We start from the raw sequence: 21,118 nt of genomic DNA on the forward strand, positions 1-21,118 counted from the left end.
CTAGACGACCGACACCGGCGCCTGGACCACCCAGCTGGCGCCCGGCGCCGACCTGCGCACGGACCTGCCCGGCTACCGCGTGTGGGAGCACGGCGAACTCGTCGCCGAACCGAACGACGTGACCGACCACTGGCGCGGGGACCTGGTCACGTTCCTGCTCGGCTGCAGCTTCACGTTCGAGGCGGCCCTGATCGCCGCGGACGTGCCGGTGCGCCACATCGAGCAGGGGCGGAACGTGCCCATGTACGTCACGGACCGCCCCTGCCGGCCCGCTGGGCGGGTGCACGGCCGCATGGTGGTGTCGATGCGCCCGGTGCCGCCCGAGCGGCTCTCCACGGCGATCAGGGAGACGGCGCTGTACCCGTCGTTCCACGGCAGCCCGGTGCACTGCGGCGACCCCGCGGCGCTCGGCATCGCCGACCTCGGCCGGCCGGACTTCGGCGACCCCGTCGACGTACGGCCGGACGAGATCCCGGTGTTCTGGGCCTGTGGCGTGACCCCGCAGGCCGCGGTGACGGCGTCCGGGCCGCCGTTCGCGATCACGCACGCGCCGGGGAAGATGCTGATCACGGACGCCCTCGACGAGCACTACCGGGTGCTGTGAAACCCACCCCTCCCACCGCCCCCAAATCCCGCTCTTCAAGCGCCGATCCGCAATCCCGCACCTTGAGTAAGGACGTACGTACGCACATGAGCCAGGTAGTGATCGACCTCAACGCCGACCTCGGCGAGGGCTTCGGGCGCTGGCGGCTGACCGACGACGAGCAGCTGCTCTCGGTGGTGACCAGCGCCAACGTGGCCTGCGGCTTCCACGCCGGGGACGCGGCCACCATGCGCCGCGTGTGCGAGCTCGCCGCGCAGCGGGGCGTGCGGATCGGCGCCCAGGTGTCGTACCGCGACCTGGCCGGCTTCGGTCGGCGCGCCATGGACGTGCCCACGGACGAGCTCAGCGCCGAAGTCGCCTACCAGATCGGCGCCTTGGAGGTGTTCGCCCGGGCGGCCGGGACGCGCGTGGCGTACGTGAAGCCGCACGGCGCGCTCTACAACCGGGTCGTGCGCGACGAGGAGCAGGCCGGGGCGGTCGTCGAGGGCGTGCTGCTCGCCGGCGGGCGGCTGCCCGTGCTCGGGCTGCCCGGCTCGCGCCTGCTCGACGTGGCGGAGAAGGCCGGACTGCCCACGGTGACCGAGGCGTTCGCGGACCGCGCGTACACGGACGAGGGAACCCTGGTGCCACGCACGCGTGCGGGCGCCGTGATCACCTCCGGGGACGAGGTCGTCGCCCGCTCCCTCGACCTGGCAGCGAACGGCTCCGTCGCCTCGCTCACCGGGCGGCGGGTCGACGTGGGCGCCCGTTCCCTGTGCCTGCACGGCGACACCCCGGGCGCGGTGGAGCTCGCCCGCGAGGTCCGCGCCCGCCTGGAGGCCGACGGCGTCGACGTACGGGCCTTCGCATGAGCCGCACGCGCGCGGAGGCCGACCGGAACACCCCCGTCCGGCACGGCACTTCAGGGGTCACGACCCGGCTCGTCGGCGAACACGCCCTGCTCGTCGAGCTCGACTCCGGCGCGGCCGTCGAGGCCCTGCACGCCGTGCTCCTGCAGCGCCGCGAGACGGGCGAGCTGCCTCCCGTACGGGAGATCGTGCCCGCCGCCCGCACGGTCCTCCTGGACGGCCTGGCGGACCCCCGCACGCTCGCCGCCACCATCCCCACCTGGGACGTGCCCGAACTGCCCGCACGCGCGCCGGAGACCGTCGAGCTGCCCGTGCGCTACGAGGGACCCGACCTGGCCGAGGTGGCGGCGCTGTGGGGCGTCGCCGTGGACGAGGTGGCGCGGATCCACGCCGGGACCGAATTCCGCGTCGCCTTCTGCGGGTTCGCGCCCGGGTTCGGCTACCTCACGGGCCTGCCCGAGCGGTACGCGGTCCCCCGCCGGGCCACTCCCCGTACGGCGGTGCCCTCGGGGTCGGTCGCGCTCGCGGGCCCGTACACCGGGGTGTATCCGCGCTCCTCGCCGGGCGGCTGGCAGTTGATCGGTACGACGGACGCGGTGCTGTGGGACCACACGCGCGTGCCGGCCGCGCTGCTGTCCCCCGGCACGCGCGTGCGGTTCGTCCCGGCCGGCGTGGAGGCGCGCGCATGACCGACAGCGCTTTCGCCGTGCTGCGCGCCGGGGCCCTGACCACCGTGCAGGACCTGGGTCGCGCCGGTCACGCCCACCTCGGCGTGCCCCGCTCCGGCGCCCTGGACGAGCCGGCGGCCAGGCTCGCCAACCGCCTTGTCGGCAACGCCGATTCGGCGGCCGTCCTGGAGACCACCTTGAGCGGCTGCGCCCTGCGCCCGCGCCGCACCGTCACGGCGGCGGTGACGGGCGCGCCCTGCCCCGTCAGGGTCGACGGCCGGCCCGTGGCGTGGGGAGCACCCGTACGGGTCCCGGCGGGCGCGGTGCTCGACGTGGGGGCGGTGGCCGCGGGCGTGCGGTCGTACGTGGCGCTCGGCGGGGGCGTGGCGGTGGAACCGGTGCTCGGCAGCCGGTCGACCGACCTGCTGTCCGGGCTCGGGCCCGCGCCCCTGGTGGACGGGGCGGTGCTGCCCCTCGGCGCGGAGAACGGGCCCCACGCGCGCGTGGACGTCGCCCCGCAGCCGGCGCCGCCCACGGAGCTCGTCCTCAGGGTGACGTTCGGACCGCGCGCCGACTGGTGCACCCCGCAGTCCCTGAAAACCCTCACCACGCGCGCGTACCGGGTCTCCCCCGCGAGCAACCGCATCGGCCTGCGCACGGAGGGACCCGCGCTGGAAAGGGCCGTCCATGGCGAACTGCCCAGCGAGGGCCTGGTGCTGGGCGCGGTCCAGGTCCCGCCGGACGGCCGGCCCGTGGTGTTCCTGGCGGATCACCCGACGACGGGCGGCTACCCGGTCGTCGCGGTGGTCCGCGAACCCGATCTGTGGGCGGCGGCCCAGGCGGTACCGGGGACTCGGCTGCGGTTCGTGGTGTAGGGCGCGGGGCCGGGTGGGCGGGCTGCCCTAAAGCACCCGCGCGGGCACCCCCCTACCAGCCCCGCCCCCGGCCGCGCCAGAACCGGACCCGACCCCGCCAGAACCGGACCCGACCCCGCCGGAACCGACCCCGCCCCGCTGCCCCGCCGAGGCCGGCGCGATCGCCGCCGCTCCCACCGAGGCCAGTGCCGCAGACACAGCCGCCGAGGCGCGTAGGTCGAGCCGCGATCCCGTGCCGCGCAGTTCGTGCCGCAGCTCCTCCGCGGCGAGGGCGGCCAGCTGGGGGAGCAGGTCGGTGCAGCGGCGCAGGACCCAGCCCGTGCCGGCCGTGGCGAGCCACGTCAGCGAGGCCGTACGCGAAGGTGGCGGGCGCTCCGCCGTCAGAGCGGGCTCGGGCCCCAGCTCCCGCCCCGAGGCCCGCAGCTGGGCATGGAAGCGTACGGCCAGCGCGCGGTGTCCGGCCTCGCCGGGGTGCAGCCGGTCCGCGCTCCACATCGCCCGGTCGGCGACCCACTCCCCGTCGGCGGCGTGCACATGGACCGCCCCGTACCGCTCGGACAGGGCGTGCACGACGGTGTTGACGGCGCGCTGCCGGCGGGCCAGCGGGCGGGCCAGGGCGCCCGGCAGGCCGAGCAGCGCGCCGGGGTCCGGCAGGCAGGCGGTGAGCAGCAGGGCGCCGCGCTCCGCGAACGCCCCGTGGACCGCGTCGAGGCGGGCGGCGACCCGGTGGATGTCGAAGGTGTGGCGCAGGGTGTCGTTGACGCCCACGACGACGGAGACGACGTCGGGCCCGAAGGCGAGGGCCTGCGGGGTCTGCCGCCGCCACACGTCCTGGGTCTGGGCGCCGCTGACGGCGAAGTTGCGGAATTCCACGGCCACTTCTGCCGGAGCGAGGCCGCCTGCGAGCAGCGCCGCCCAGCCGCGCCGGCCCGCACCGTCCGGGGCCGGATCACCCACGCCTTCGGTGAGTGAGTCCCCGAGCGCCGCGAACCGTATCCCGCCGTATACCGCCGCCCTCACAGCGCCCCCCTCGCTCCGACGGCCCCGACCGCACCGATCGCACCGCCCGCACCGACCGGCACGTCGGCGCGCGCTTCGGTGGACCGCCCCGCACCGCCCCGTACGCCGACATCTCCCGGCGCATCGTGGGCCGCGAGGAAAGCCGCAACCGACCGGTCCCAGCCAAAACCCTCCGCACGCGCGCGTGCCGCCCGGCGGCGCTCCGCCTCGGGCCGGTCGAGCAGCCCCTGCACGGCCTCCGCGAAACCGGCACCCCCGAGCGCGGAAGCACCGGCGGCCCCGAGCACCGCAGCACCCGCAGCCCCGGCCCACACACCCGAGCCATCGGCCTCACCGAGCGCCTCAGCCCCCTCGACCCCCTCAGCCCCCTCGGCCCCCTCGGCCCCCTCAGCCCCCACGACTCCCTCGACCCCCACGATCTCCGGCAGCGCCGACACCGCACTCACCACCACCGGCGTCCCGCACGCCAGCGCCTCAAGTGCCGCGAGGCCGAAGGTCTCCGCGGGCCCAGGCGCCAGGCACACGTCGGCCGTGGCCTGCAGCGCGGCGAGTTCCGCCCGGTCGGCGACATGGCCGAGGAAGGTGACGGGCAACGCACGCGCGCGTGCCCGGCGTTCGAGGCGCCCGCGCAACGGACCGTCCCCGGCCACCACGAGCCGGGCCCGTACGCCTCGCTCCGCCAGCGCCTCCAGGCAGTCGAGGGCGACGCCGGGCCGCTTCTCGACCGAGAGCCGCGAGCACAGCACCAGCAGAACCTCCGCCACGCGCGCGTGCCGCTCGCGTACGTCCGCGTCCCACAGCTGCGGCCGGCGCCGCGCGAGGTCGACGCCGAGCGGCGCGCGGACCACGTTGCGCGCGCCGATCCGCCGGAACTCCCGCTCGGCCCACGCCGTCGTGCACACCACGCGCGCGTAGGCGTGTGCCGTACGGGAGTTGAGGGCGTCGGCGAGGCGCCGCGCGGGGGCCGTCGGCACGCCCCAGGTGCGCAGCACGCCGTCGGCGGTCTCGTGGGAGACCATCACGGCGGGCACCCGCGCCCGCCGCGCCCATTCGCCGGTCCAGCGCAGCGTGGTCCGGTCGGAGACCTCCAGGCGGTCCGGCGCGAGGTCCTCAAGCAGCCGCCGGAGCCGGCCCCGGTCGGCGAGCACCCGGTAGCCGCCGCTGCCCGGAAGGACCGGCCCCGGGAGGGTGACGACCCGGCCCTGCGGTGTCCGACGGTCCGCGCGCCGCTCCCCCGGCACGACCAGCACGGGCTCGTGCCCCGCGGCCAGGTATCCCGCGCCCAGCTCCCGCAGTGCGGTGCGCAGTCCACCGGAGCCGGGGGTGACGAAGTTGGCGAGGCGGACGATACGCAGACTCATGCGGCCACCGCCGTACGCCCGTCGAGCACGGCCCCGTAGTGCTCGATGAGCCGGTCGCCGACCGCCTCCCAGGTGCGCCCCCCGACAGCGGCGCGCCCCGCCCTCCCGTAGGCCGCACGCAGCGCCGGGTCGGCCGTCAGGGCCCACACCGCGTCGCGTACGGCCGCCGGGTCGTCCGGCGGTAGGAGCAGTCCGGTGTGCCCGTGCCGGACCAGGTCGAGCGGTCCCCCGGCCGCGGGCGCGACCACGGGCACGCCGGACGCCATGGCCTCCTGGACGGTCTGGCAGAACGTTTCGTAGGGACCGGTGTGCACGAAGAGGTCCAGCGAGGCGAAGATCCGGGCGAGTTCGGCGCCGGTGCGGCGGCCGAGGAATGCGGCGCCGGGCAGCGCGGCCCGCAGCGAGGGCTCGCTGGGCCCGTCCCCCACGACGACCACGCGGACCCCGTCGAGGCCGCAGACCCCGGCGAGCAGGTCGACCCGCTTCTCGGGGGCGAGCCGTCCCACGTACCCGACGATCAGCTCGCCGTTCGGCGCGAGCCGGCGGCGCAGGGCGGAATCGGCGTGCTCGGGCCGGAAGCGCACGGTGTCGACGCCGCGCGGCCACAGGTGCACGCGCGGGACGCCGTGCCGGGTCAGCTCGTCGCGGGCGGCGGTGGAGGGGGCGAGGGTGCGGTCGGCGGCGGAGTGGACCGTACGGATGCGCCGCCAGGCCGTGCCCTCGCCGGCGCCGACGTACATCCGCGCGTACCCGGCGAGGTCGGTCTGGTAGACGGCGACGGCGGGTATGCCGAGGCGGGCGGCGGCCGCCATGCCGCGCGCGCCGAGCACGAACGGGCTGGCCAGGTGGACGAGTTCGGCCCGGTACGCGCTGAGCGCGGCGGCCACGCGGCGACTCGGCAGCGCCACCCGCACCTGCGGGTAGCCGGGCAGCGGGAGTGAGCGGACGCGGAGCACCGGGCAGGGGCCGTTGGTGCCGAAGGGCGAGCCGGGCGGTGCGCCGGGCGCGGCGGGGGCGACGACCAGCGGCTCGTGGCCGCGTCGCAGCAGGTGGTTGACGGTCTGCGTGGCGCAGTGGGCCACGCCGTTGACGTCGGGAGGGAAGGATTCGGTGACGATGACGACACGCATACGGGTGTTGTCGCCGCCCGCGGCGTGGTCACGTCAACGTCGATCTTTCCGGCCGCGGAACGTCCCATGAGCGTTCCGGGCCCTTGCGGGGCCCGGCAGTCGTCGCCCGGGGGTCCGGTCCCTGAACTCCGGTCAGACGGCGGAGGCGTCGGGGCCGATCCGGCTGCGTACGGCCGTCTGCACCTCGTCCTCCTCGGCCGGGTCGGCGGCGAGTCTGCGGAGCTGGTCGACGACGCGGGCGTCGCCGGTCTCGGCGGTGCGGGCGGCGACCTCGCGGGTGGACTCCTCGCAGTCCCACAGGCACTCGACGGCGAAGCCCGCGGCGAAGGACGGGTCGGTGGCGGCGAGGGCGCGGGCGGCCCGGCCGCGCAGATGGGAGGAGGCGGTCTCGCGGTAGACATGGCGCAGTACGGGGGCGGCGCAGGCGATGCCGAGGCGTCCTGCCCCGTCGACGAGGGTCCAGAGCGTGCAGGCGTCGGGCCCCTCGGAGCGCACCGCCTCGCGCAGCGCGCCGAGTACCAGCCGGGTGTCCCCGGCGCCGCCTCGGCAGGCGAGCACGCGGCCGGCGGCGGCGCCGAGTGCGTCGGGCCGTCCGGCCCAGGCGCGGGCCTGGTGGAGTGCGTCGTCGCCGCGCATCCGCTCGAAGGCGTCGACGGCGGCCTCCACGACGACCGGTGAGCCGTCACCCACGGCTGCGGCGATCAGGTCGAGTACGCGGGGGTCCTGGGCGTCGGCCAGGTAGCGCAGGCAGGTGCTGCGGGCGCCGTCGCCGGCGGCCCGGGCGGCGAGCAGGATTTCGTCGCGGTCCTCGGGTCCGGCGACGGCGGTGAGGCAGCGGGCGGCGGACACATGGAGTCCGGCGCTGCGGCCGATGGCCTCGTCGGCCCAGTCGAAGACGGCTCGTACGCTCCAACCCGGGCGTGGGCCCGAGGAGTTGAGCTGGCGTTGCCACTGCGCGAAGGAGCCCTGTTCGCGGGCGGCGCGCACGCGTTCGGCGAGGTGGGCGGGGGCGCCGTCCTCGGTCCACAGGCGCCAGGGCCGGGGCTCGAAGGCGTCGCGCACGGCGGCGGCCAGCTCGGCCTCGCCCTCGGGGGTGCGCGGGAAGCGGGCGAGCACGGGTGTGGCGAGGGCGCGCAGCGCGTCGTCGTCGTCGCGCACGGCCAGCTCGTCCAGGGCCCAGGTCCAGTTGCTGCCGGAGGCCGCGTACCGCCGCAGCAGCAGCAGCGCGTCCCGCCTGCCGTACGAGGCGAGGTGGCCGAGGACCGCGAGGGCGAGGCCCGTACGGGTCTCGTCGGGGTCCAGGATGTCCGCCGCGCCGAAGAGGTGCCGCTCGATGCCGTCCAGCTCGCCGTGCAGGTCGAGGTAGAGGCGGGCGTAGTACAGGGAGCGGTTCTCGACCTGCCAGTCGTGCCGCGGGTCGCCGAGGACGCACTGGTCGAGGGCCGCGAGGGCCTCGGAGCGGGGTGCCGTGAGCGCGTGCAGCGTGCCGTCGCCGCGGCCCCGCTGGAGCAGGCCGAGCAAGGTGCCACTGGGCGCTATGACCGTGTCGAACATGGAAAATGCCTCACATCAAGCTGTCGACGCAACAGGGGTTCGCGCACTACCTGCCGGCGCAACAACACGTGTGGCCGCCCGTCGTCCTGTGCTTGTCGTAGACCATGTTCCTCTGCCTCTCGTCGTGGCCCCGGAAGGGGCCGTCACGGCCCGCGTGCTGCAGCGTCTGCCCAGCAGTCGTGTCCGTGAACCACGACGTCATGATGGACCAGCGGCTTCCGCGGCCGCGACCAGATTTCCGGCTGCCCGCGGACCGCCCCCGGCCATGGCGCGCCGCCCGCCGACCGGCCGCGGCGTGCGCCCGCCGGCCGGCCGCGGGTCACTCCGCGCCGAAGAGCTCCAGCAGTTCCGTCTTGCCGAACATCCGCGCCGTGTCCACGGCGGACGGGGTCCCGGCGGCCGGGTCGGCGCCGCCGTCGAGGAGGGCCTTGATGACGTCGTTCTCGCCCTTGAAGACCGCGCCGGCGAGCGGGGTCTGGCCGCGGTCGTTGACCCGGCCCGCGTCGGCGCCACGGGCGAGGAGGGCGCGTACCGCGTCGGCGTGCCCGTGGTAGGCGGCGAGCATCACGAGGGAGTCGCCGCGGTCGTTGGTGAGGTTCACCGGGACGCCGGCGTCGACGTAGGCGGCGAGCGCCTCCGTCTCGCCCTGCCGCGCCAGATCGAAGATCTTCGTGGCGAGCTCCACGACCTCCGGATCGGGGGTTTCAGTCATCGGCAGGACCGCCTTTCGCAGTGAGTGGGCCGGTGGAAGGGACCGGTGAGTCGGCCGGCACTTGGGCCGTACGAGTGAATCGCCAGCGTACTGCCCCTGTCGGTACAGGAACGCGGGCGCCCGGGCAGCCCCGAGCGGGGGCCAAATTGGCGAATTCTGCGACATTTCACTCGCTTGCACCTTTTGTCGTATGGATACATGCTGTGAGCCTGGAACAACTCATGGTGACTGTCCCCTCAACCAGGAGAAACCTCATGATCCTGTCCATCTCAGGCGTCGTGCTGCTCGGCATCATCGTCTTCCTGTTCTTCCGCAAGGACGGCCTGAAGGCGTCGCACGCCATGGTCTGCGCCCTGTTCGGCTTCTACCTCGCGGGCACCGCGATCGCCCCGAGCATCAAGGCGGGCGGCCAGAGCCTGGCCAGCCTGCTCGGCGGGATCAAGTTCTGACCTTCCGGCACGAACCGCGCGACAACTCCAGGAGACCGACGTGGCCAGGCGACCACTCCCCCGCATCCTCACCAGCGGCACCGCTTCCCTCGTCCGGAGCAGAGAGCTCGCCAGGACGGCCGCCGACAGCGCCACCGACGTCCTCCACCCCCTGATCACGATCACCAGGGGACTGCGCCGCCTCGCCGTGGCCGGGCGGCGCAAATGGAGCGACACCCCCAAGGACCGCCGCGGCCCGCTGCTCTTCCTGGTGGCCTCCGTGGTCCTCGTCGTGGCCCTCATCCCGTACGGGCCGATCCTCGCCGTGGTCACGCTGATGGCGGCCGCCGCGTGGCAGGGCCGCGACCGCACACCCGTCCCGACCGGCCCCGACGAGGCCCACGTCGAGCGGCTGCGCTCGCTGTACGAGGCGCTCGTCCCGTACTTCTCCGTGGCCGAGGACCCCAGCCCGCTGTACGCGCACGGCGGCGAGTGGGAGAAGGCCTTCGGCTCGTACGACTTCGACGACGGCAACAGGATTACCCGGCTCGTCCTTCGCTACCCGGCCTACTTCACCGACGGCGAGGCCGACGCCCGCGCGCGCATCGAGCACCTGCTGCACGCCAAGTCGGGCCGCGGCCGCGAGTACCACTTCGGCTGGGACGAGGAGGGCAACCAGCTCACCGTGACCGTCCTCGACCCGCTGCCCACCGACATCGCCGCCCAGCGCTTCGTCACCTCGCCCGGCGAGACCGTCCTCGGCTTCACCGACGGGACGTCCGTGCAGCGCACCCTGCCGGTGCGGGACGCCGCGGACGGGCAGCGGGACGTGCCGCCCGTGGTGTGGCGCACCGGCATCCGCTCCACCGAGCCGCACCTGCTCGCCGTCGGCCAGCCCGGCAGCGGCACCACCTCACTGCTCCGCTCGATCGCCGTGCAGGCGCTGCTCCACGGCGACGTGGTGATCGTCGAGGGCAGCGGCACCGGCGAGTACGCGTGCCTGGTCGGCCGGGACGGCGTGCTCGCCGTGGAGTGCGGCCTGGCCGGGGCGCTCGCCACGCTGGAGTGGGCCGCGAACGAGACCGAGCGACGCCTGATCGCCGCCAACCGGGCGCGACAGGCCGGCCACCCCACGCCCGAGGACAGCAAGCGCCCGCTGTGGATCCTGCTCGACCGGCCGAGCGCGCTCGGCCACCTCGCGGCGGCGGACGGGGTCGGCGACCCGCAGTCGCTGCTCCAGGTGCCACTGCGGCACGGTCGCGCGGCGGCCGTCACGGTCGTCGTGGCCGAGCAGTTCGACGGCCTGGACGCGCTCGCCGACCCGGTACGCCGGCACACCCGCGCGCGCGTGGCGCTCGGTCCGGCGACGCCCGCGCAGCTGGCCGAGGTCCTCGGCGCCGAGCCGCGCACCACGCCCACCCCCGACGTCCCGCCGGGCCGCGGCTACGCCCGCCTCGGCTCGGGCCCGGTGCACCGCCTCCAGGTCCCGGCCACGCCGGACCCGTACGACGACGCGACGAGCGAGGCGCAGCGCAGGGCGGTACTTGAGGTGTTGCCGGAGCGGTCGACGGCCACCGAGCCGGAGCCGGTGGTGGCCGAGGGATAGCGTCCCCTCCCCGCCCCTGCAGGGGCCCTCAAGCCACGAACGTCCGCGGCGCCTCCGCCCCCGTCCCCGCCCCCGACGCCACCAGTCGCGCCGCGGCCGCCAACCGCACCGCCGCCTCGTCGGCCACGGCCCCGCCGACGGTGAACGGCAGCCGTACGTACCCCTCGAAGGCGCCGTCGACCCCGAAGCGCGGCCCCGAAGGCACCCGGACGCCGACGCGTTCGCCGAGCTCGGCCAGGCGCGAGCCGGAGAGGCCGCCGGCCCGCACCCACAGCGTGAGCCCGCCGCCCGGCACCTCGAACTCCCAGTCGGGCAGCTCACGGCGGACGGCGGCGACCAGGGCGTCCCGGTTCTCCCGGGCCTGCCCGCGCCGGATGCCCACCGCCTCCTCCCAACCACCGGTGCTCATCAGCCAGTTGACGGCGAGCTGTTCCAGGACGGGCGTGCCGAGGTCGGCGTACGCGCGGGCCGAGACCAGGCTGCGGATCACGTCGGGGGCGGCCCGGACCCAGCCGATCCGCATGCCCGCCCAGAACGCCTTGCTGGCCGAGCCGACCGTGATGACGGTGGCGCCGCCCGGGTCGAAGGCGCAGACCGGGCGCGGCAGTCCGAGCCCGTCGTCCAGCCAGAGCTCGGACATCGTCTCGTCGGCGACCAGGACCGTGCCCGCCGAGCGCGCCGCCTCCACCAGGGAGCGCCGCTGCGCGTCGTCGGGCAGCGCGCCGGTCGGGTTGTGGAAGTCGGCGACCACGTACGCGAGCCGGGGCGCGGAGTCGCGCAGGACCTGCCGCCAGCGGTCCATGTCCCAGCCGCTCAGCCCCTCCGCCATGGCGACGGGCACGAGCCGCGCGCCCGCCTCCCGCATCAGCTGCAGGATGTTCGCGTACGACGGGGACTCGACGGCGATGCGCTCGCCGCGGCCGGCGAACAGGTGGCAGATCGCGTCGATCGCGCCCATCGCGCCGGTGGTGACCATGATCTGCTCGGGCATGGTCGGGATGCCGCGCGCGGTGTACCGGTCGGCGATCATCTGCCGGAGCGTGGGAAGGCCGGCCGGGTAGTCGCCGTGGGTGTGCGCGTACGGCGGCAGCTCCTCCAGAGCGCCCTGCACCGCGCGCGTGAGCCACGGTTCGGGGGCGGGCAGCGCGGCGCAGCCCAGGTCGATCATCGAGCCGAGGGATTCCGGCGGCAGCGGTTCCAGGCCCCGCGCGGGGAGCGGATTTCCGGCCGGTACGGCGGTCCAGCTGCCGGCGCCCCGGCGCGACTCCAGGAAGCCCTCGCTGCGCAGCGCCTCGTAGGCGGCGGCGACGGTGGTGCGGCTGACGTTCAGGGCGAGGGCCAGCTCGCGCTCGGCGGGCAGCCGGGCGGCGACCGGCACGCGGCCCTCCAGGACGAGCAGCCGGATGCCGTCGGCGAGCGCGCGGTAGGCGGCCGGCCTGCGGCCCGTGCCCGACGGGCGGTCCTGCTGCGAGCCGATCAGCCGGGCCAGCTGCCCGGACCCCACCGCCGAAGTCCACTGCGCCATCGCGACCAGTCCACCTTCCTCGAATTGGCCATGGTTGGCTCTGCCGTACAGGCCACAGAGTGACACGGGTCAGGCAACTGGCACCACAGCAGTCCAACCGGCAGACCTCACGGGGACCTCAGGGGAGCAGACCTTGTCCGAGAAACCGAGCGCACGCAGCGGCCAACTGCCGCGCCGCATCGTGCAGTTGTACGTCGGGCTCGCGCTGTACGGCGCGAGCTCCGCGCTGCTCGTGCGCGCCGGCCTCGGGCTCGAACCCTGGAACGTCCTCCATCAGGGCCTGGCCGAGCTGACCGGCCTGACCATCGGGGTCGTCTCGATCGTCGTGGGCGCGGCGGTGCTCCTGATGTGGATCCCGCTGCGGCAGCGGCCGGGCCTCGGCACGGTCTCCAACGTGTTCGTGGTCGGCCTCGCCATGGACGCCACCCTGGCCCTGGTCCCGGACGCGCACGCCCTGGCCATACGCATCCCGATGCTCGTGGGCGGCATCGTCCTGAACGGCGCGGCCACCGGGCTCTACATCTCGGCGCGCTTCGGGCCAGGGCCGCGCGACGGCCTGATGACCGGCCTGCACCAGATGACGGGCCGCTCGATCCGGCTGATGCGCACCGCGGTCGAGATCGCCGTGGTCGCCGTCGGCTTCCTGCTCGGCGGCACGGTCGGCATCGGCACCGTGGCGTACGCCCTGGCGATCGGCCCGCTGGCCCAGCTGTTCCTGCGCGTCTTCGCCACCCCCGCGGCGGGCGGCGGCAGCACCGTCGTCGCCGGGGCGCAACCCAAGGGCGCGATACTGCGACGGTGAGCACCGTCCCGCAGCGCCCCCGGCACCCGTACCTCGACGCCCCGGCCCCGATCGCCTTCGCCCACCGCGGCGGCACGGCGGACGGCCTGGAGAACACCGCGGCCGCATTCCGCCACGCGGTCGACTCCGGCTACCGCTACCTGGAGACCGACGTCCACGCGACGGCCGACGGGAAACTCGTCGCCTTCCATGACGCGACCCTGGACCGGGTCACCGGCAGCGGCGGCCGAATAGGCGCCTACAAGTGGGCGGACGTGCAGCACGCGCGCGTGGCGGGCACCGAACCCGTCCCCCTCTTCGAGGACCTGCTCGAAGAGTTCCCCGAGGCCCGCTGGAACGTCGACATCAAGGCGGAGCCCGCGCTCCTCCCCCTGGTCGACCTGATCCGCCGCACGCGCGCGTGGGACCGGGTCTGCGTCGGCTCGTTCTCCGAGTCCCGCGTGGCCCGCGCCCAGCGCCTGGCCGGCCCGCGCCTCGCCACGTCCCTCGGCACGCGCGGTGTCGCGGCCCTGCGCCTGCGCTCGTACGGGATACCGGCCGCGCTGCGCCGGTCCGCGGTCGCGGCCCAGGTGCCCGAAGTGCAGTCCGGGTTGCGGGTGGTGGACCACCGGTTCGTACGGACCGCGCACGCGCTCGGACTCCAGGTGCACGTGTGGACCGTCAACGACCGGGAACGGATGGCGGCGCTCCTGGATCTCGGGGTCGATGGCATCATGACCGATCATCTCGGGACCCTTGTCGAGGTCCTGAAGGAGCGCGGCGCCTGGGAGTAGCAGACCCGGGGACCCGCGGCGCTCGATACGACGGGGACGGCGAGGGGGCTCGGGTGGGCGCGGACACCGTGCGGCCGAAGGACGCGGACGACGACGCCGGGCGGCGGCGCGAGCAACGCGGCTGGTACTTCTACGACTGGGCCGTCTCGGTCTACTCGACGAGCGTCCTGACCGTGTTCCTCGGCCCGTATCTGACGACGGTCGCCGAATCGGCGGCCGATCCGGACGGGTTCGTGCACCCGCTCGGCATCCCGGTCAGGGCCGGCTCGTTCTTCGCGTACTCGGTCTCCCTGTCGATCATCGCGGCCGTTCTCGTGATGCCGCTCGCTGGCGCGGCCGCGGACCGCACCGGCCGCAAGAAGCCGCTGCTCGCGGTGTCCGCGTACCTCGGCGCCGCGGCGACGGCCGGGATGTTCTTCCTCGACGGCGACCGCTATCTGCTCGGCGGCCTCCTCCTGGTCGTCGCCAACGCCTCGCTCGCCGTGTCCATGGCGCTGTACAACGCGTACCTGCCGCAGATCGCCGAGCCGGACGAGCGGGACGCGGTCTCCTCCCGCGGCTGGGCCTTCGGCTACGCCTCGGGTGCGCTCGTCCTGGTCCTGAACCTGGTCCTGTACAGCGCGCACGACTCCTTCGGCCTGAGCGAGGGCGAGGCGGTGCGGATCTGTCTCGGGTCGGCGGGGCTGTGGTGGGGGGCGTTCACCCTCGTGCCGCTGCGCCGCCTGCGGGACCGCCGGACCGCGCCGGCCGACCGCGTGGCGTCGATCGGCGGCTGGCGCCAGCTCGTGTCGACGCTGCGGGACATGCGCCGGCACCCCCTCACCCTCGCCTTCCTGCTCGCCTACCTGGTCTACAACGACGGCGTCCAAACGGTGATCTCGCAGGCCTCGGTCTACGGCTCCAAGGAGCTGGGCCTGGACCAGACCACGCTGATCGTGGCCGTCCTCCTGGTCCAGCTGCTCGCGGTCGCCGGCGCCCTCGGCATGGGCCGCCTCGCGCGGGTCCACGGGGCCAAGCGGACCATCCTCGGCTCGCTCGTGGCGTGGACGGTGACGATCGGCGCCGGATACTTTCTGCCCGCCGGGGCGCCCGTCTGGTTCTTCGCGCTCGCCGCCGGCATCGGCCTGGTCCTCGGCGGCACCCAGGCCCTGTCCCGCTCGCTCTTCTCGCACCTGGTGCCGCGCGGCAAGGAGGCCGAGTACTTCTCCGCGTACGAGCTGAGCGACCGCGGGATGAGCTGGCTGGGGCCGCTGGTGTTCGGTCTGACGTACCAGCTCACGGGCAGTTACCGGGACGCGATCGTCTCGCTCGTGGCCTTCTTCGCGCTCGGCTTCGTGCTGCTCGCGCGGGTGCCGGTGCGGCGCGCGGTGGCGGCCGCGGGCAACCCCGTACCGGACCGGATTTAGCCCCGGAGGGCAAAGGCCGGTAGTGTACGCCTTTGGCCTGCCAGACGGACCGTTCCTGCGCGGTAAAGAAGAGACAACGCTGGGTGACATCTCGTTGCAGATGTGACAAACCAGGCGCTGGTGGGTACAACAAGGGGCGGCTACGACGGCGACGCATGACCCGGAACGGGAATCTTTACCGCCGACCGGACGTTGACCGGATGACGACGACAGCGACACCTGTCCTGTGGGCGACAAGCCCGGGAGGCACGATTCATGAGTGAGCGAGCTCTTCGCGGCACGCGCCTCGTGGTGACCAGCTACGAGACCGACCGCGGCATCGACCTGGCCCCGCGCCAGGCCGTGGAGTACGCATGCGACAACGGCCATCGCTTTGAGATGCCGTTCTCGGTGGAGGCGGAGATCCCGCCGGAGTGGGAGTGCAAGGTCTGTGGGGCCCAGGCACTGCTCGTTGACGGCGACGGCCCCGAAGAGAAGAAGGGCAAGCCCGCGCGTACGCACTGGGACATGCTCATGGAGCGGCGCACCCGCGAGGAGCTGGAGGAGGTCCTGGCCGAGCGCCTGGCCGTCCTGCGCTCCGGCGCCATGAACATCGCGGTGCATCCGCGCGACAGCAGCCGCAAGTCCGCGTAGTTCCGCGTACCTGGGCGACTACCGAAGAGCGGTGGAGGCGAGCACGGCAATGTGCTCGCACCCACCGCTCTTTCGCGTACCCGCTGAGCCGCTGAGCCGCTGAGCCGCTGAGCCGCTGAGCCGCTGAGCCGCTGGTCGGCGTACCCGCGGCTCAGCCGGTCAGCGGCGGGCGGGGTCCCTGGTCGCGCGGCTCCTCGGGGCCCGCGGGGGCGTCGTCGCGGATGACCTCGCCCTGGACGACCTTGCCGTCCGGGCGGTGGATACGGGCCTGCTGGAAGGCGCTCTCGAACGTGCCCGGACCGGCCTTGCTCATCCGGCGCTCCATGCTGCGCTCGACCCGCTTGGTCAGTACGGCGCGCACCGGCGGCAGCAGAAGCAGCAGCGCCAGCACGTCCGACACGAGGCCCGGCATCATCAGGAGCAGACCGGCGACCATCGTCAGGGCGTTGCCGCCCGCGCGCGGGTTGCGCTCCGGCGTCTCGCCGCGCTGCACCTGCTGGAGCTGTTCGGACCAGCCCTTGAAGGCCCGGCGCCCGGCGCGCTTGATCACCACGCCGCCGAGCACGAGCCCGGCCACGAGCAGCAGGAACACGGTCAGCCCGCCCCAGGCGGAGGACACCTGGGTGAGCAGCCAGATCTCAAGCACCAGCCACGCGGCGATACCGAGAGGCACGTACCTGCGCAGCTTGGAGCGCGGGGCCGGGCGGAGGGGCGGAGACGGAGTGCCGGTCGTCATGCTCCCAGTGTGCCGAATGCGCTGTGCGGGGCACATAAGCGGGGGCGACCGTATCGGCGCCCCCTGATGATCCGACGTCGAGGTCAGGACTTGCGGCCGAGGAACCTGCCGATCTTGCTCGCCCGCTCCTCCACGCCCCACGCGGCGACCCGCCACAGCGCCTCCAGGGCGATGTCGCGGCTCATCTTGGAGTCGCCGTACTCGCGCTCCACGAACGTGATCGGCACCTCGATGACGTGGTAGCCGGCCTTGAGGGCGCGGCGGGCCAGGTCGATCTGGAAGCAGTAGCCCTGCGAGGCGACCTCGCCGAGGCCGAGGCCCTCCAGGGTCTCCTTGCGGAAGGCGCGGTAGCCGCCGGTGACGTCGCGCAGCGGCACGTCGAGGAGGAGGCGGGAGTAGAGGCTGCCGCCGCGGGAGATGAACTCGCGGGACTTGGGCCAGTTCACGATCCGGCCGCCCGGCACCCAGCGCGAGCCGAGCACGAGATCGGCGCCCTTGAGCGCGGTGAGGAGGCGGGGCAGCTCCTCCGGCTTGTGCGAGCCGTCGGCGTCCATCTCGACCAGGACGCCGTAGCCGTGCTCGATGCCCCAGCGGAACCCGGCGAGATACGCGGCGCCGAGCCCTTCCTTGCCCTTGCGGTGCAGTACGTGGACCTGCTCGTCCTCGGCGGCCACCTCGTCGGCGAACTTGCCGGTGCCGTCGGGGCTGTTGTCGTCGGCGACGAGCACATGAGCCTCGGGCACGGCGGCTCGTACCCGGCTCACGATCGGCTTGATGTTCTCGGCCTCGTTGAACGTCGGGATGATCACCAACGCTGTGCCGAGCGGGCCGTACTGCCGCTGACCGCCGTCCTTCACTGCTGCCCCTTAAGTCCGTACGCAGATGCTCCACCATAGTCGGCGGCCGTACTCGCCCGTAGGGGCTGGGTGCGGGGTGTCGACGGGGAGCTGCCCGGCGGCTGCGGATCGGGGCCCGGCGCCCTTCGGGCCGACCTGGGACCCGCTGGCTGCGGGTCGACCGAGAGCCGTTGTCTACTGAGCGTCCGGGCCCCACCCGGGTCACACCTGCCGACCGGGCGGGACCTGCCTGCGCCCCCGAGGCGCGGGCGCTGGACCTGGCTCCCAGTGGTGGTGTCCCGGTGCGGCACACCACCCCATGGCCCAGCGGCGTCGACGACTGCGTGGAGGTTTCCCGGTCGGACGTCCTGTGGTGGACCCGGCCGAACCTACCCGCCCCGGTCCGACGTCTGTCAATAGCCGTCTGACCTGGGATGCTTGGCCAAGTCCGCTGTTCAGTGCGGAGGATACGCAGGTCGCGCGACCGCCCGGCGGGACCCGTCCGACGGGTGGCCTCTCCGGCACATCACCCACCCGGCCGTACGAACACGGTCCGCCCGCCGACCACCGTCCGCAGGCAGCGAGGGAGTTCGGCGCCGGGGCTGAGATCGGGCAGTCCTGGCGTGCCGGAGCGGGGGTCGGTGGACCAGCGGGCGACGCGGTCGTCGGGGGCCTGGACGACCAGGTCGTCGGCGCGCCAGACCGCGTAGTCGGCGGGCGCGCCGGGGACGAGCACGCCCGCGTCGTCCCGGCCCATGGCGCGCCAGCCGCCGCGCGTGTGGGCGGTGAACGCGGCGCGTACGGAGACCCGGTGCTCGGGGGTGCGGTGGAAGGCGGCGGCGCGCACGGTGCCCCACGGGTCGAGCGGGGTGACGGGCGCGTCGGAGCCGAAGGCGAGGGGCACGCCCGAACGCAGCAGCGCCGCATACGGGTTGAGGGTGCGGGCACGGTCGGCGCCCAGGCGGTCCGCGTACATGCCGTCCGCGCCGCCCCACAGCGCGTCGAAGCCGGGCTGCACGGAGGCGGTGAGGCCGAACTCGGCGAAGGCGGCGACGGTTTCGGGGGTGAGCATCTCGGCGTGCTCGACGCGGTGCCGGGCGGCGCGGACGCGTTCGACGCCGAGCTTGTCGGCCGCGGCGCGCATGCCGTCGACGACGGCGGTGAGGGCGGCGTCGCCGATGGCGTGGAACCCGGCCTGGATGCCCGCCTCGGTGCAGGCGGTGACGTGGGCGGCGACCGCGGCCGCGTCGAGGTAGGCGGCGCCGGTGTGCGGGGCGTCGGCGTACGGCTCGTGCAGGCAGGCGGTGTGCGAACCGAGGGCGCCGTCCACGAAGAGATCCCCGGCCGCGCCGATCGCGCCGAGGGCACGGATCCGGTCGGCGTCGGCGGGCGAGGCGAGCTGCTCGGCCCAGTAGCCGAAGACCCGCGGTCCCGGTTCCGAGGCGGCGAGGCCGAGGAGGCCGATGAGGTCGCTCTCGGAGGAGACGGTGGGGCCCGCGCACTCGTGCAGGGCGCCGATGCCGAGGGACGCGGCGTGCCGGAGGGCGGCGCGCTGGGCGGCGGTGCGCTGCTCCTCGCCGACGGCGGCGTGGGCGGCGGCGCGCACGGCGTGGTGGGCGTCCCGGGTGAGCGGGGCGTCGGCCTCGTAGCCGGGCAGGCCGGTGACGCCGGGGACGAGGTCGAGGAGCGCGGTGGTGGCGACGGCGGAGTGGACGTCGATCCGGGTGAGGTACAGCGGGCGTCCGCCGGTGGCCGCGTCGAGCTCGGCGCGGGACGGCGGGCGGCGCTCGGCCCAGCGGGAGGCGTCCCAGCCGTGCCCGAGCAGGACCGGGTCGTCGGGGTGGGCGGCGGCGTGGGCGCGTACGAGAGTGAGGGCGTCGTCGAGGCCGCGGGCGCCGGAGAGGTCGAGGCCGGTCAGCGCGAGGCCGGTCGCGGTGGTGTGCACATGGGCGTCGGTGAACGCCGGGGTGACCAGGGCGCCTTCGAGGTCGACGACTTCTTCGACGCCGCTCGCGAAGGCGTCGGCGGCGCCTTCGGAGCCGACCCAGGCGATGTGGCCGCGTTCGACGACCATCGCGGTCGCGAAGGGGTCGGCGGGACTGTGGATGTCGCCGCCGCGCAGCAGGACGGTGCGGTGGCCGTCGTCGTCGGCGGCCGTGGAGGGGGTGGTGCGCTCGCTCATGGGTCCAGTCTCGCGCCTGCGAGCGGTGGTGGGCGCCGGGGGGTCGGCTACGCGCCGGGGGGGTCGGCTACGCGCCGGGTGCCCGCGGAACCGGCCGGGCTGTTCAGATCCTCGGCGGCCGTGCCTCGTACGGCGTGGAGAGGACCACCGTCGTACGGGTGGACACCCCGGCGAGGGAGCGGACCCGGCTGAGCAGGTCCTCCAGTTCGAGCGGGGTGGCGACGCGGACCTTCAGGATGTAGTTCTCGTCGCCCGCGACGCTGTGGCAGGCCTCGATCTCCGGGACCCCGGCGAGGCGTTCCGCGATGTCGTCGGGGGCGCTGGGGTCGAAGGGCTTGACCGAGATGAACGCCGTCAACGGCAGGCCGACCTCCTCCGGGTCGACGACGGCCGCGTACCCACGGATGACGCCTCGCTGTTCGAGCCGGCGCACGCGCTGGTGCACCGCCGACGTCGACAGGCCCGTGGCCTTGCCGAGGTCGGTGTAGCTCATCCGCCCGTCCTTGACGAGCAGCTGCACGATCTGACGGTCGAGCTCCTCCATGCCCTGAACCTACAGGGAGGTGATCCCTTGGGACACCCGGCGTCCGCTGGGCGGATGGTCGGCCCGGGGAGGGGTCCGGAAGGCGGCGGGGCGCGCGGGACCGCAAAGGCGCCTCGGGTGTGCAACTGTCCACCGCACAGCGGCGTCTGACCGGGAGACAGCAACGAAGGACTTCGTCGGGCGCCGTTCCGTCGCGCTGACCACTCAGCGGACGCCGGTTTCCACACCTCGGACATCCGCACCCACGACCGGCGTGTGACGAAGACCACAGGTTTATGGGCCGGGTCCGCACAGTGGACGCGATTACCCGCACGGCGAGACGGGCAATGCTTGCTGTGGCCGAGGCCGCAGCGCCCGGCCGGCCCACCCGAGGGGGAGAGTCCCATGCAGAGTGTGAAGCGCCCTGGCCGCACCGCCCGGAACCGGCAGCAGCCGGTAGTCGAGCCCGTATCGGAGGGCGTCGAACCCGGCGCCGACGGAGCCGACGACTCGTTCGACGCGTACGACACCTTCGAGATGTACCGGGTGGTCTGCCCGGACTGCGCTCAGCCCATCGCGCTCCTGGCGGACGAGGACGTCCTGCCCGAGCACGCCAAGTGCCCCACTCCCTGGAACCCGTTCGGGCTGCAGGTCTGCTCGGGCACCGGCCGCGCGGCCTCCGACGCCCGCCCCGCCGATGAGACCGAGGAGGTCCAGGAGCAGGACACCGCCCTGCTGTTGACGCTCCCTCAGGGGCTCGACTGGCGCACGCAGCCGTTCTCCCACGTGGGCGGCCCCGGCTCGCGTCCCATCAAGGTCCCGCAGCTGCACCGCGCCGCCTGAGCGCCGCCCCGCCGAGCGCTCAACTCCAGTAGCTGCCCTGCACCATGGCCGCC

20 protein-coding genes and 1 pseudogene are annotated in these 21,118 nt (G+C 74.4%); 11 read left to right on the forward strand and 10 right to left on the reverse strand.

Annotated features, from left to right (window positions below; translation table 11 throughout):
- Positions 1–7 precede the first annotated feature (7 nt).
- The 4 genes and pseudogenes from QIS99_RS10695 to QIS99_RS10710 form a co-directional block, all read left to right on the forward strand.
- Positions 8–604 (forward strand): annotated as a pseudogene (locus QIS99_RS10695) (putative hydro-lyase); the annotation flags it as partial.
- Between the two features lie 86 nt (positions 605–690).
- A complete protein-coding gene (locus tag QIS99_RS10700) occupies positions 691–1,455 on the forward strand; it encodes a LamB/YcsF family protein (RefSeq protein WP_282512793.1) in 765 nt (254 codons plus the stop codon).
- Positions 1,452–2,141 (forward strand): 5-oxoprolinase subunit PxpB, encoded by a 690-nt coding sequence (pxpB, locus tag QIS99_RS10705; RefSeq protein WP_282512795.1) that lies wholly within the window; start codon positions 1,452–1,454, stop codon positions 2,139–2,141. Before QIS99_RS10700 ends, pxpB begins: the two co-directional genes overlap by 4 nt.
- The gene (locus tag QIS99_RS10710) at positions 2,138–2,995 is read left to right on the forward strand and encodes a 5-oxoprolinase subunit C family protein (protein WP_282512797.1); all 858 of its coding nucleotides are present in this window, start codon (positions 2,138–2,140) and stop codon (positions 2,993–2,995) included. Before pxpB ends, QIS99_RS10710 begins: the two co-directional genes overlap by 4 nt.
- Before the next feature lie 27 nt (positions 2,996–3,022).
- Here QIS99_RS10710 and QIS99_RS10715 read toward each other — a convergent pair whose 3' ends face one another.
- The 5 genes from QIS99_RS10715 to QIS99_RS10735 form a co-directional block, all read right to left on the reverse strand.
- The gene (locus QIS99_RS10715) at positions 3,023–4,015 is read right to left on the reverse strand and encodes an SGNH/GDSL hydrolase family protein (RefSeq protein WP_282512800.1); all 993 of its coding nucleotides are present in this window, start codon (positions 4,013–4,015) and stop codon (positions 3,023–3,025) included.
- On the reverse strand, positions 4,012–5,376 hold the full coding sequence (locus tag QIS99_RS10720; RefSeq protein ID WP_282512801.1) for a glycosyltransferase: 1,365 nt from the start codon (positions 5,374–5,376) through the stop codon (positions 4,012–4,014). Before QIS99_RS10720 ends, QIS99_RS10715 begins: the two co-directional genes overlap by 4 nt.
- On the reverse strand, positions 5,373–6,506 hold the full coding sequence (locus QIS99_RS10725) for a glycosyltransferase family 4 protein (RefSeq protein ID WP_282512803.1): 1,134 nt from the start codon (positions 6,504–6,506) through the stop codon (positions 5,373–5,375). Before QIS99_RS10725 ends, QIS99_RS10720 begins: the two co-directional genes overlap by 4 nt.
- 132 nt (positions 6,507–6,638) lie before the next feature.
- Positions 6,639–8,060 (reverse strand): HEAT repeat domain-containing protein, encoded by a 1,422-nt coding sequence (locus tag QIS99_RS10730; RefSeq protein WP_282512805.1) that lies wholly within the window; start codon positions 8,058–8,060, stop codon positions 6,639–6,641.
- A gap of 319 nt (positions 8,061–8,379) precedes the next feature.
- Positions 8,380–8,772 carry an ankyrin repeat domain-containing protein gene (locus QIS99_RS10735; RefSeq protein WP_282512807.1) on the reverse strand — a complete coding sequence of 131 codons (393 nt, stop codon included), beginning with the start codon at positions 8,770–8,772 and terminating at the stop codon, positions 8,380–8,382.
- Positions 8,773–9,026: 254 nt separating this feature from the next.
- Between QIS99_RS10735 and QIS99_RS10740 the strand changes: the two genes are divergently transcribed.
- Both QIS99_RS10740 and QIS99_RS10745 read left to right on the forward strand, forming a co-directional pair.
- Positions 9,027–9,221 (forward strand): hypothetical protein, encoded by a 195-nt coding sequence (locus tag QIS99_RS10740; protein ID WP_067155558.1) that lies wholly within the window; start codon positions 9,027–9,029, stop codon positions 9,219–9,221.
- A 40-nt stretch (positions 9,222–9,261) separates the two neighbouring features.
- Positions 9,262–10,806, forward strand: coding sequence for a hypothetical protein (locus tag QIS99_RS10745; protein ID WP_282512812.1), 1,545 nt, complete (start codon positions 9,262–9,264; stop codon positions 10,804–10,806).
- Between the two features lie 28 nt (positions 10,807–10,834).
- Here QIS99_RS10745 and QIS99_RS10750 read toward each other — a convergent pair whose 3' ends face one another.
- Entirely contained in the window at positions 10,835–12,331 is a 1,497-nt protein-coding gene (locus QIS99_RS10750) for an SCO1417 family PLP biosynthesis transcription factor (RefSeq protein ID WP_282512814.1), read from the reverse strand.
- Positions 12,332–12,464: 133 nt separating this feature from the next.
- On the opposite strand from QIS99_RS10750, the gene yczE reads away from it, so the two are divergent.
- From yczE to QIS99_RS10770, 4 genes are all read left to right on the forward strand, one after another.
- A complete protein-coding gene (yczE, locus tag QIS99_RS10755) occupies positions 12,465–13,133 on the forward strand; it encodes a membrane protein YczE (protein WP_282512816.1) in 669 nt (222 codons plus the stop codon).
- Positions 13,130–13,906: a glycerophosphodiester phosphodiesterase gene (locus QIS99_RS10760; RefSeq protein WP_282512818.1), complete on the forward strand. Its 777-nt coding sequence runs from the start codon at positions 13,130–13,132 to the stop codon at positions 13,904–13,906. Before yczE ends, QIS99_RS10760 begins: the two co-directional genes overlap by 4 nt.
- A 53-nt stretch (positions 13,907–13,959) precedes the next feature.
- Complete coding sequence (locus QIS99_RS10765; RefSeq protein ID WP_282512820.1) at positions 13,960–15,312, forward strand: MFS transporter; 1,353 nt, start codon at positions 13,960–13,962, stop codon at positions 15,310–15,312.
- Positions 15,313–15,567: 255 nt separating this feature from the next.
- The gene (locus QIS99_RS10770; RefSeq protein WP_282512822.1) at positions 15,568–15,945 is read left to right on the forward strand and encodes an RNA polymerase-binding protein RbpA; all 378 of its coding nucleotides are present in this window, start codon (positions 15,568–15,570) and stop codon (positions 15,943–15,945) included.
- 151 nt (positions 15,946–16,096) lie between these two features.
- On the opposite strand, the gene fxsA is transcribed toward QIS99_RS10770, so the two are convergent.
- From fxsA to QIS99_RS10790, 4 genes are all read right to left on the reverse strand, one after another.
- Positions 16,097–16,681, reverse strand: coding sequence for an FxsA family membrane protein (gene fxsA / locus QIS99_RS10775; protein ID WP_282512823.1), 585 nt, complete (start codon positions 16,679–16,681; stop codon positions 16,097–16,099).
- Between the two features lie 83 nt (positions 16,682–16,764).
- Positions 16,765–17,538 (reverse strand): polyprenol monophosphomannose synthase, encoded by a 774-nt coding sequence (locus QIS99_RS10780; protein WP_282512824.1) that lies wholly within the window; start codon positions 17,536–17,538, stop codon positions 16,765–16,767.
- A gap of 505 nt (positions 17,539–18,043) precedes the next feature.
- Entirely contained in the window at positions 18,044–19,699 is a 1,656-nt protein-coding gene (locus QIS99_RS10785; RefSeq protein ID WP_282512826.1) for an amidohydrolase, read from the reverse strand.
- A 103-nt stretch (positions 19,700–19,802) separates the two neighbouring features.
- Positions 19,803–20,243: an Lrp/AsnC family transcriptional regulator gene (locus tag QIS99_RS10790; RefSeq protein WP_282512828.1), complete on the reverse strand. Its 441-nt coding sequence runs from the start codon at positions 20,241–20,243 to the stop codon at positions 19,803–19,805.
- Between the two features lie 384 nt (positions 20,244–20,627).
- Between QIS99_RS10790 and QIS99_RS10795 the strand changes: the two genes are divergently transcribed.
- Positions 20,628–21,065 (forward strand): hypothetical protein, encoded by a 438-nt coding sequence (locus tag QIS99_RS10795; RefSeq protein WP_282512830.1) that lies wholly within the window; start codon positions 20,628–20,630, stop codon positions 21,063–21,065.
- Positions 21,066–21,118: the final 53 nt, after the last annotated feature.

The sequence above is a fragment of the Streptomyces solicavernae genome, from assembly GCF_029968095.1.
Taxonomy (GTDB): domain Bacteria; phylum Actinomycetota; class Actinomycetes; order Streptomycetales; family Streptomycetaceae; genus Streptomyces; species Streptomyces solicavernae.

What these genes read in the sequence shown, in the direction of transcription:
- QIS99_RS10700 (WP_282512793.1), top strand. Translation starts at nt 691, where the DNA reads ATGAGCCAGGTAGTGATCGACCTCAACGCCGACCTCGGCGAGGGCTTC.
- pxpB (WP_282512795.1), top strand. Translation starts at nt 1,452, where the DNA reads ATGAGCCGCACGCGCGCGGAGGCCGACCGGAACACCCCCGTCCGGCAC.
- QIS99_RS10710 (WP_282512797.1), top strand. Translation starts at nt 2,138, where the DNA reads ATGACCGACAGCGCTTTCGCCGTGCTGCGCGCCGGGGCCCTGACCACC.
- QIS99_RS10720 (WP_282512801.1), bottom strand. Translation starts at nt 5,376, where the DNA reads ATGAGTCTGCGTATCGTCCGCCTCGCCAACTTCGTCACCCCCGGCTCC.
- QIS99_RS10725 (WP_282512803.1), bottom strand. Translation starts at nt 6,506, where the DNA reads ATGCGTGTCGTCATCGTCACCGAATCCTTCCCTCCCGACGTCAACGGC.
- QIS99_RS10730 (WP_282512805.1), bottom strand. Translation starts at nt 8,060, where the DNA reads ATGTTCGACACGGTCATAGCGCCCAGTGGCACCTTGCTCGGCCTGCTC.
- QIS99_RS10735 (WP_282512807.1), bottom strand. Translation starts at nt 8,772, where the DNA reads ATGACTGAAACCCCCGATCCGGAGGTCGTGGAGCTCGCCACGAAGATC.
- QIS99_RS10740 (WP_067155558.1), top strand. Translation starts at nt 9,027, where the DNA reads ATGATCCTGTCCATCTCAGGCGTCGTGCTGCTCGGCATCATCGTCTTC.
- QIS99_RS10750 (WP_282512814.1), bottom strand. Translation starts at nt 12,331, where the DNA reads ATGGCGCAGTGGACTTCGGCGGTGGGGTCCGGGCAGCTGGCCCGGCTG.
- QIS99_RS10770 (WP_282512822.1), top strand. Translation starts at nt 15,568, where the DNA reads ATGAGTGAGCGAGCTCTTCGCGGCACGCGCCTCGTGGTGACCAGCTAC.
- fxsA (WP_282512823.1), bottom strand. Translation starts at nt 16,681, where the DNA reads ATGACGACCGGCACTCCGTCTCCGCCCCTCCGCCCGGCCCCGCGCTCC.
- QIS99_RS10785 (WP_282512826.1), bottom strand. Translation starts at nt 19,699, where the DNA reads ATGAGCGAGCGCACCACCCCCTCCACGGCCGCCGACGACGACGGCCAC.
- QIS99_RS10790 (WP_282512828.1), bottom strand. Translation starts at nt 20,243, where the DNA reads ATGGAGGAGCTCGACCGTCAGATCGTGCAGCTGCTCGTCAAGGACGGG.
- QIS99_RS10795 (WP_282512830.1), top strand. Translation starts at nt 20,628, where the DNA reads ATGCAGAGTGTGAAGCGCCCTGGCCGCACCGCCCGGAACCGGCAGCAG.